9 protein-coding genes and 1 pseudogene are annotated in these 9,328 nt (G+C 49.1%); 5 read left to right on the plus strand and 5 right to left on the minus strand.

Going from position 1 to position 9,328, the window contains the following annotated elements:
- From HWQ67_RS08335 to kdsB, 3 genes and pseudogenes are all read left to right on the plus strand, one after another.
- Window positions 1-334: pseudogene (locus HWQ67_RS08335) on the plus strand (nucleoside recognition domain-containing protein); the annotation flags it as partial.
- A 24-nt stretch (window positions 335-358) separates the two neighbouring features.
- On the plus strand, window positions 359-2,308 hold the full coding sequence (feoB, locus tag HWQ67_RS08340) for a ferrous iron transport protein B (RefSeq protein ID WP_218252227.1): 1,950 nt from the start codon (window positions 359-361) through the stop codon (window positions 2,306-2,308).
- Between the two features lie 9 nt (window positions 2,309-2,317).
- Entirely contained in the window at window positions 2,318-3,049 is a 732-nt protein-coding gene (kdsB, locus tag HWQ67_RS08345; protein WP_218252228.1) for a 3-deoxy-manno-octulosonate cytidylyltransferase, read from the plus strand.
- 36 nt (window positions 3,050-3,085) lie between these two features.
- Here kdsB and HWQ67_RS08350 read toward each other — a convergent pair whose 3' ends face one another.
- Window positions 3,086-3,616, minus strand: coding sequence for a Uma2 family endonuclease (locus HWQ67_RS08350; RefSeq protein WP_218252229.1), 531 nt, complete (start codon window positions 3,614-3,616; stop codon window positions 3,086-3,088).
- Window positions 3,617-3,796: 180 nt separating this feature from the next.
- Between HWQ67_RS08350 and HWQ67_RS08355 the strand changes: the two genes are divergently transcribed.
- Complete coding sequence (locus HWQ67_RS08355) at window positions 3,797-5,443, plus strand: CTP synthase (RefSeq protein WP_218252230.1); 1,647 nt, start codon at window positions 3,797-3,799, stop codon at window positions 5,441-5,443.
- Window positions 5,444-6,166, plus strand: coding sequence for an LPS export ABC transporter ATP-binding protein (lptB, locus tag HWQ67_RS08360; protein ID WP_218252231.1), 723 nt, complete (start codon window positions 5,444-5,446; stop codon window positions 6,164-6,166). It begins immediately after the preceding gene.
- 231 nt (window positions 6,167-6,397) lie between these two features.
- Here lptB and HWQ67_RS08365 read toward each other — a convergent pair whose 3' ends face one another.
- From HWQ67_RS08365 to HWQ67_RS20485, 4 genes are all read right to left on the minus strand, one after another.
- Window positions 6,398-8,398 carry a TonB-dependent receptor gene (locus HWQ67_RS08365; protein ID WP_218252232.1) on the minus strand — a complete coding sequence of 667 codons (2,001 nt, stop codon included), beginning with the start codon at window positions 8,396-8,398 and terminating at the stop codon, window positions 6,398-6,400.
- A gap of 185 nt (window positions 8,399-8,583) precedes the next feature.
- On the minus strand, window positions 8,584-8,790 hold the full coding sequence (locus HWQ67_RS08370; protein WP_218252233.1) for a nucleotidyltransferase domain-containing protein: 207 nt from the start codon (window positions 8,788-8,790) through the stop codon (window positions 8,584-8,586).
- The gene (locus HWQ67_RS08375; RefSeq protein WP_218252234.1) at window positions 8,778-9,179 is read right to left on the minus strand and encodes a HEPN domain-containing protein; all 402 of its coding nucleotides are present in this window, start codon (window positions 9,177-9,179) and stop codon (window positions 8,778-8,780) included. The genes HWQ67_RS08370 and HWQ67_RS08375 overlap by 13 nt, the downstream gene beginning before the upstream one ends.
- Before the next feature lie 11 nt (window positions 9,180-9,190).
- Window positions 9,191-9,328: a bacterial transcriptional activator domain-containing protein gene (locus tag HWQ67_RS20485; RefSeq protein WP_218252235.1), complete on the minus strand. Its 138-nt coding sequence runs from the start codon at window positions 9,326-9,328 to the stop codon at window positions 9,191-9,193.

Genomic DNA, 9,328 nt, shown 5'->3' on the forward strand with positions numbered 1-9,328 from the left:
TGGTGTCATAAAGGACATGCTGGCTCCGGTTGTCAAGGGATTTTTGGGGTTTCCTATCAAGATGGTTGACGTGATACTGCTCAACGTTGCAAGTCGTGCGGTGTCGGCGGGGTTGTTTATAGACCTCATAGAGACCGGACAGATTAACTACGTCCAGGGGGTTGTGGCGGTGGTCTTTACGGGGATGTTTATCCCGTGTTTTGCAAACATCGGGGCAATGATAAAGGAGCTTGGCGCAAAACTGGCCATATACACGGTTGTTGGCATGAGTGTAAGTGCCGTACTGATTGCCGGTGCGTTGAACTGGCTACTGTTATATGTTTTTAAAACGTAAATGGAGTAAGTTAAACTTAAACGTATGAAAGAAAAAACAGAAGGTATTTCTGAGACTCTATCCAGGAAAAAGATCGCAATTATTGGTCTGCCCAATACGGGCAAGAGTCAGGTTTTTAATAATCTCACGGGCAAGTACACGATCGTAGCCAACTATCCCCACAGCACAGTCGAGGTCAACAGGACGGTCTGTAAGATAGATAACCGTGTGTATGAGTTCCTTGACACCCCCGGCATACACAGCCTCTACCCAAATTCGGAAGAAGAGCTGCTGGTCAGGGACATGCTCATGACCGAGCATCCCGATATAATCATCCAGTGTATTGACGCAAATCAGCTCAAACAGTCGCTAACGCTGACCTCGGACCTCATCGAGCTTGGCATCCCCATGCTCATATCCCTGAACTCCATCGATGAGACCGTAAAAAAGGGCATATATGTAGACTCTCAGGGATTGTCCAACTTCCTGGGTGTCCCCGTGGTGGAGTCTATTGCCGTTGATGGCATCGGCAATACCGAACTGGTGGAAAACATCGCACACGCAAAAAAGGGCAAACATGACCTCCGATACGGCGATATCATAGACAACGGTATCACGGAAATAGAAAGCTTGCTCCCCGATGAGCTGGCCTATCGGCGAAAGATAGCCATACTGATGCTCACCTCCGACGCCGCCATCGAGGAACACCTCAAGGACTTTGCCGATGAGGACGTCGTTGCACGCCTGAAACATGATGTCGAGGGCGTGAGGCAGCAGTTCAACCTCAGCGTCCACCGCGTCATCAACGACAAACGCAACCGCTGGATCGACAACGTGGTCGACAGCGTTATCAAAAAGCAACGCGTCCTGCCTCGGGACATATCACAGACGATTGCACGTCTCAGCCGCAACTTCTATACCGGTATCCCTATATTGCTAATAATCATTGCGTTTATGTACTTCATGGTCGTTGACGTAGCCAGTGCGATATCAGGTTTGCTGGCAGACAAACTCTGGGTGCCGGTAGAGACGGCGATAAACGGCGTGGTACCACCGGGATTCCTGCACGACTTCCTGTTGGGTGAATATGGCGTGTTATCGTTGGGGTTTGCAAATGCCTTCCTGACTATACTGCCGATCCTCACCGTGTTTTTTCTGGTCTATGGGATACTGGAGGACGTTGGCTACATACCAAACCTCAGTGTTCTGACGAGGCGGATTTTTGAGAAGTTTGGTCTCAGCGGTGCGGCCATCATGCCCATAGTGCTTGGCTTTAGCTGCAAGACTATGGCCACGCTTACCACAAAAAGCCTCCACACCAAAAAGGAAAAGTATATAGCCATCTTTCTGATTGGTTTTGCCCTGCCCTGTTCGGCACAAATGGGCATTGACGTAAGTATACTGGGCAGGATGGGGTTCAAGTCCTTTGTCATAGCGTTTTCCGTGCTGTTTGCTATTGAAGTTGCTGCCGGTCTGATCCTCAACAGGTTTATGAAGGAGGAGGGTTCACGTGTGTTTATCCAGGAGTTGCCACTGATAAGGTTGCCCAGCCCCAAGGAGGTCATAAGGAAGACCTATTACCGACTCTATTGGTTTATCAAGGAGGCCGGGCCGGTGTTTCTTGCTGCGGCGTTGTTGCTGTTTGTCTCTGACAAGACGGGTCTGCTGTATATCATAAGGGGTTTGTTGTCTCCGATAGTCACGGGTGTGTTGGGATTTCCCATCAAGATGGTGGACGTGATCCTGCTTACGGTTGCAAGGCGAGAGGTGGCAGCGGGGGTGTTTATAGACCTAATCGAAAAGGGACAGATTAACTATGTCCAGTGCATAGTGGCGGTGGTCTTTACGGGGATGTTTATCCCGTGCTTTGCAAACATCGGGGCTATGATAAGGGAGCTTGGAGCAAAGTCGGCAATCTACACGGTTGTCGCCATGAGTACGAGCGCTGTATTGCTTGCCGGTGCGTTGAACTGGATACTGGTGCGTATATTATAGATATGGATTATGACCACGGTAGCAATAATCCCTGCAAGGTATGAGTCGAGCCGCTTTCCGGGTAAACCGCTGGCGCTTATCCATGGCAGACCCATGATCCAACACGTCTACGATGGCGTGTCGAGGGCCATGAGCCTCAATGCGGTCATTGTCGCCACCGATGATGAGCGGATCAGGCAGGCGGTGGAGGGTTTTGGCGGAAGGGCTGTTATGACGGCCAGGGAACATTCATCCGGCACCGACAGGATTGCTGAGGTTGCACAGGGGCTTGATGCCGACATCATCGTAAACGTTCAGGGCGATGAGCCAATGATCAGGGCAGAGATGATCGACCAGTGTGTCGGGCTTATGGACGATGGGCGTGCCGGCATGGCAACCTTGAAAATGCTGATTAGCAACAAAAATGAGATAAATGATACAAATGTCGTAAAGGTCGTCACTGATGCAGAGGGGTTTGCCTTGTATTTCTCACGACTGCCAATCCCCTTTTGCAGGGATGCGGTGGACGGTCAACAGTATTATAAGCACATAGGGATTTATGTCTATCGCAGGGATGTGCTCCTGGCACTCAGGCAACACCCCCGGTGCATGACTGAGGCAGCCGAAAGCCTAGAACAACTCCGTGCGTTGCACTATGGCTACAGGATAAAAGTTATCGAAACAACGGCGCATACACACGCCGTTGACACCCCGGAGGACATAGGAAAGGTAGAGCAGCAGTGGCTAAGTAAAGATTTATAACAGACGGGGTTGTCTAAGGAAAAAACGACATTTACGTTAGAAGGAGAAGCCGCCAAAGACGTCATTGGTGTCTACTTCGAGCCCTTCAATGACCTTGGACTTGACTATCCCCTCTCCCTCGGCTACGGAAAAAAGCTCGTATACGTCTCCTTTAATGGTAAATACTTCGATGGTCTCAAGTTCAGGTATGACTATCCAGAATTCAGGGACTTTATAATGCTCGTATATCTTTTTCTTCGTCACAGTGTCTTTAGTAACTGACCCCTTAGAGACAATTTCGCAGACCATGTCAGGTACGCCTCTTACAAAGTCCTGAAATATAGCCATGTTCTCTTTCCTGATAAACAATATATCGGGTTGTAACTTCTGCACACCTTCTTTGAGGATAACGTCAAGCGGTGAATAAAAGACCTTCCCTAACTTATTCATATGTACATAATTAACCAATAAACGATTTATGTTTTGGCTAATATCCTGATGCTTCCCAAACGGACTAGGCCCCATAACCTCCACCCCGTTGATTATCTCTGTCAAGTCAAAGTCTCTCTCTAATGTCTGTGTGTCCATAGAAATAGCGTACCATTTGTAATGAAAAAAAGCAAGAAAAATTTATTCTAAGTGGATAAACATTCCTGGCGGTATTTTGTTATAATTACGATCAATGATATGATCACTTTAGAAAACGTATCTAAAGAGATGTGAAACACAGGATGCCCTGAAAAAGGTCTCCTTAGAGAGGTGGCAGCAGTGGCTAAATACATATTTCTAACAGGCGGGGTTGTCTCATCGCTGGGCAAGGGGATAGCTGCCTCAGCCGTGGGGGCGCTCCTTGAGGCAAGGGGATTGACCGTTACCCTCCAGAAACTCGACCCCTATATAAACATCGACCCCGGGACGTTGAGTCCGTTTCAGCACGGAGAGGTCTTCGTAACCGACGACGGCACAGAAACAGACCTTGATCTTGGGCACTACGAACGCTTTACACACGTGCGTGCCACAATCGCAAACAACTTCACCACCGGTAAGATATACTACAACGTCATCAAGAAAGAACGAGAAGGTCTCTACCTCGGACAAACCATCCAGGTGGTTCCGCACATCACCGATGAGATCAAGTCCGTCATAAAGAACGCAGCCGGCGACAAGGACATCGTGATCGTTGAGATCGGCGGCACCATCGGCGATATAGAGAGCCTGCCCTTTATGGAGGCCATCCGGCAGATGCCTTACGACGTTGGCAGGGACAACTGCATGTACCTGCACCTGACCCTCGTGCCCTACATCCGGAGTGCAGGAGAGCTGAAGTCCAAGCCCACTCAGCACAGTGTCAAGGAGCTGCGGGAGATCGGGATACAACCTGATGCCCTGTTGTGTCGCTGTGACAGGCCGTTGCCTGCGGATATGAAGCACAAGATCGCACTGCACTGTAACCTCGATGTTGGTTCCGTGGTGGGAGTGGTGGATGTCGATACCATCTATGAGGTACCGCTGACGCTGCACAACGAGGGACTGGATGAGCTGATAAACCGCACCCTGCGGTTGTCATCGCATGAGCCTATGTTGGAGCAGTGGACGGATGTCGTCCGTCGCATAAAGGGGCCCTCGGGGCAGGTCACCATAGCCCTTGTGGGCAAGTACACGGAATACAAGGACGCCTACAAGAGCCTGACCGAGTCGTTGATCCACGGCGGGATTGCAAACGACGTGCGCGTCAATTTCCAGTGGATCGACTCCGAAGAGATAGAGGGCACATTGGGCTACATGGCCCTGTCTGAGGTTGATGGCATACTGGTGCCGGGTGGCTTTGGTCACAGGGGGATCGAGGGCAAGATAGCGGCTGTCAACTATGCCAGGGAGAAGCGGATACCGTACTTTGGCATCTGTCTGGGTATGCAGTGTGCCGTCATAGAGTTTGCCAGAAACGTATGTGGCCTTGACGGGGCCAACAGCATCGAGTTTGACGAACACACTCCCGACCCGGTCATATACCTTATGCAGACCTGGTACGATCATAGGCAAAACACCCTACAGGAGCGAACCATGCAGAGTCAGAAGGGCGGTTCGATGAGACTTGGAAGTTATCCCTGCGTGTTAAAGCCAGATTCTTTAAGCCATCAGGCATATGGAGACGCCGAAATATCCGAAAGACACCGACATCGCTACGAGTTCAACAACGCCTACAGAGGGAACCTTGAGTTAAAAGGCTTGGTCATAAGCGGGGTAAGTCCGGACAAACAGCTTGTCGAAATCGTGGAACTCCCTCAATCTCAGCATCCCTGGTTTGTTGGCTGTCAGTTTCACCCGGAGTTCAAGTCCAGACCGACAGACCCACACCCGCTGTTCAGGGCGTTTATTGCCGCAGCCCTCAGGGAGAAGAGGTCTCTGTTTCCGTAGATGGACACGATAACGGTCACGGAACTCAAAAAAAGCTACTCTAAAAAGACGGTGGTGCAAGACCTCAGCCTGACGCTTAACACCGGCGAAATCGTCGGACTATTGGGGCCAAATGGTGCCGGTAAGACCACCACCTTCCACATGCTCACCGGCATAATCCGCCAGGACCACGGGAGCATATACCTCAACGACGAAGAGATCGGCAACCAGCCGATGTACCTGCGCGCCAGGAAGGGGATCACGTATCTGCCGCAGGAGGCCTCAATATTCAGAAAGTTGAGCGTCCGGGATAACATCCGTGCAGTGCTTGAGCTTACGGGTAAGGACAAGGTGCAGATCAACGATACGACTCAGCAGATACTCGATGAGTTTAAGCTCTCACACCTGTCCGCCAGTCATGGCTATACCCTCTCAGGGGGCGAAAGACGCAGAACCGAAATCGCCAGGGCCATCGCCACAGAGCCGACCTTCATACTCTTTGACGAACCATTTACAGGGATCGATCCGATTGCTATAATAGAATTAAAAAAAATGCTGCTGTATCTCAAAGACAGAGGACTCGGTATACTCATCACTGACCACAACGTCCGGGATACCCTTTCCATAACCGACAGGGCATATATAATAAGCCACGGACGGGTGCTCGATGAAGGCACGCCACAGAAGATTATAAGCAATCACACCGTTAAACAGGCCTACCTGGGAGAAGATTTTACACTATAATATCGCAAAAAACGGTTACTGTAAATATTTCTGTGATGATGAAGGTTAAGCATTAGGGGGTCAAGGGGACTGGTCCCCTTGCGGGGGGTTCTGAAGGGGCCAGGTGCGACCTGGAGCGGGAAAGAAGCGGAGCCGCCCCTTTCTTTCTCTTTGCTACTAATATGGGCAAAATATCATCACAAGATTTTTTACAGCAAGAACAAATTTACCGTGGATCTGTAACCTCTTCGCCTAAAAGTAATACGCCAGCGATGTGTAAAACGACCGACCATTTGCCGGATAGGCTATCGGCAGGGGTACATAGAGGCCACCGGTGGTCTCTCCATACTCGGCATAGGTCTTGTCGAATATGTTCTTGCCCGATAGGGTGAGCGTAAACTTCTTGTACGTATAGACATACTTTAAATCCACCACCGTGTAGTCTCCGAGGCTGTACAGGTTGCCACTGTCCACATACTTATCTGAAGAATACCTGGCCGTGACGCTGACGTTGCCATAGGTCGGATTGGACCAGCCAAGCGTATTGCCAAGCAGGTGATACGGGACGTTTGGAACCCGCTTGCCAACATAGGAGCCATCGGCAGTGTCAAAATCCACAAACCTGGCATCTGCATACGTATAGCTCAGGCGGGCATAAAAGCCGCGGGGCAGGTTAAACCTGATGCCGGACTCAACCCCCCTGGACTTGGCCTGCGCTGCATTTTTTGCCTCAAAGACACCTTTGGTGTTTACGATCTTGTCCTTGCTCATGATATAAAAGCCAGCCATCTTGTAATCTATGAAATCAAACAGCCTGCCCCTGACTCCCAGCTCATAGCTGTCTTCTTTTTCCGGCCTAAGGTCCTCCGTGATATTGAAAGATATTCTCGAGGCCATTATAGACCTTATGCCGTGCGTGTAATTACCAAAGACATTGAGTGCCGGTGAAATCTTGTATGCAAAACCAACCCTGGGACTAAGTGCACCGTTGGTTCTGCTGAAGTCGTTGTTGATGAGTATCTTGTCCGTATGCCGGGTTAGGATGGAGTCATATCTCACGCCGGTATTTAACATCAATCGCTCTATTGGTTCAACCTCCAGTTGCGTGTAGCCACTCCATATGTCTTCCTCGATATTGTGACCGTAGTATATCTGTGCCAGGTCTTTCCAGTAGTCATCTGCCCGTGCATTGGCATCCTCTCTGCTTTTCCGATATTCGACACCGGCCAGAAAGGTGCTGTCCAAACCAAAGACAGAGGTAACCAACTTATAGTTACTCTCCATGACCCACGTGTACAGGTTATTAAAGTCTATATAAAAACCGTAGTCATTATAGCGTATATCATGGTCTCTGTAGGAGCTTTTAACGGTCACCTCTGAGGCATCGGTCAGACGCCAGCGTACCCGTGTCCCCGTGTTGACATAGCGCATGGTACCATCGTGAATCTTCTGGAGGCTCTCCCGTGGGTCATCCTTGTACTGCCCTATTGGCAGACCGCCGGGGGTTTCAAAGTCCGTCTTGTTGAAGGTCAGGAAGGTCTCTATCTTTATGGCATCACTGGTGTATCCAATCCGTGGCGTTATGAGATTATGCCTGGTAGCGCTGTTGTCCCTGTAGCTATCGGATGTCAGATAGGAATAATTCAGGCTATAGGTTATACCATTTTTCAACTTTCCACCTATGTAGGCAGATGGGGCCGTAGTGCCAAAACTACCGTAGAGTAATGAGACGCTGCCCTCGAGTTCTTTCTTAGGCTCCTTTGTGACTACGTTTATCACGCCGCCTACGCCATAAGGACCATACAGCACGGTCAATGGGGTCTTTATCACCTCTATTCGCTCTATATTATCGACGGATATGGTGGAGAGGTCTATGAGGTTTGTTGGTATGTTCATCTCAAAGCCGTCAACCAGAAAGAGGGCATCCCTGACTGTAGACTCCATCCCCCTGAAGCCAACGCTGAAGACGGTATTCATAAGGCTGATACCGTTTATGGAAAGCCCCGGGACATCATACAGCAGCTCCGATATCCCAACGGACTTAGATATCTCATCCGCGGTGATTACCTCTACGTTTGTGGGGATCAGGTTTTGCTCTCTTTCGGTCTTGGTGGCACTTACCACGATATCATCAAGTTCAACGGCATCTGGCTTCACGGCATCCGGTTCGCTGCCCTCCAGGGCATATGCGTGTAACGGTAATGAGACCAAAACTGCCAACATCAAACTGCAAATAACATACAACGCCTTCATACTAACATCCTCCTGAATTTAAAAATTACGCCATCGTAACAAAGCTACCAGACGTCTTTAGAAAGTTTATCTATCGCAAATCTCTTGATTCGTGGATTAAAACTCCAGTTTCCTACCCGTTCTTTTAATTTCATCTGCAAGCAAGCCACCGTCATCAAAATCTTCAGGTTTGAAGGGCATAGGCTCTATCCTGCTGTCGATCCCTCTCCTGTAGGGTACATCAACCTCCGGTCATCAAACCTGTCTCCTGAAAACGCTGCAGAGATCACGGCGATGTCAATGTCACTTGTCTCCACCGGGTTGCCCTTGGCATAGGAGCCAAACAAGATGACCTCCTGTACAGATATGCTGTTTTTTTCAAGCTCGTTTATATACCTTTTTATCTTTTCCATGATTGAATCTGTCGCAGTAACCATTCCCTTAACTCCTCTATTTCATCCATGTATTTTGTGGCAAACTCCAATGTGCATTTCTTGTAAAACGAAAACTTTTCATTAGGATATCTTGCTTCAAGGTTAAAATCCGTTATTATTTCAAGCAGTTCCATTTTATCGCGAGATAATTCCAGATTAATTGCTTCTGTCAAATGGATAAGTCTGTGTGTAAATGGAGGTGTCTTATCAAACTTGCTGATATAGATACCTTTTAATATCTTTTCAATTGTTAAATGTCCAAAAAACAAAGCATATGGATAATCCCCCTTCTCAAAAAGATGCCTCGCCACCGTCCAATCGTAAGACGCTGATTTTATCCAATACTGTATTTTATCTTCAATTGTCATACGCTAAAGACCTACTTCCCAACCAACTCCCCGTAGAGCACTGCCGTCTCCGCAGAGGGTTTAAGCCCAAAGGCCTGCAGGACGTCCTGACATTGCCGGTAGACGACCAGGGCCTCAGACTTCTGTCCGGCCTTCATACACAGGCGCAT

The sequence above is a fragment of the Candidatus Magnetobacterium casense genome, from assembly GCF_019173545.1.
GTDB lineage: Bacteria > Nitrospirota > Thermodesulfovibrionia > Thermodesulfovibrionales > Magnetobacteriaceae > Magnetobacterium > Magnetobacterium cryptolimnobacter.

Coding starts and splice junctions, on each gene's coding strand:
- feoB (WP_218252227.1), top strand. CDS start 359: ATGAAAGAAAAAACAGAAGGTATTTCTGAGACTCTATCCAGGAAAAAG.
- kdsB (WP_218252228.1), top strand. CDS start 2,318: ATGACCACGGTAGCAATAATCCCTGCAAGGTATGAGTCGAGCCGCTTT.
- HWQ67_RS08350 (WP_218252229.1), bottom strand. CDS start 3,616: ATGGACACACAGACATTAGAGAGAGACTTTGACTTGACAGAGATAATC.
- lptB (WP_218252231.1), top strand. CDS start 5,444: ATGGACACGATAACGGTCACGGAACTCAAAAAAAGCTACTCTAAAAAG.
- HWQ67_RS08365 (WP_218252232.1), bottom strand. CDS start 8,398: ATGAAGGCGTTGTATGTTATTTGCAGTTTGATGTTGGCAGTTTTGGTC.
- HWQ67_RS08370 (WP_218252233.1), bottom strand. CDS start 8,790: ATGGAAAAGATAAAAAGGTATATAAACGAGCTTGAAAAAAACAGCATA.
- HWQ67_RS08375 (WP_218252234.1), bottom strand. CDS start 9,179: ATGACAATTGAAGATAAAATACAGTATTGGATAAAATCAGCGTCTTAC.
- HWQ67_RS20485 (WP_218252235.1), bottom strand. CDS start 9,328: ATGCGCCTGTGTATGAAGGCCGGACAGAAGTCTGAGGCCCTGGTCGTC.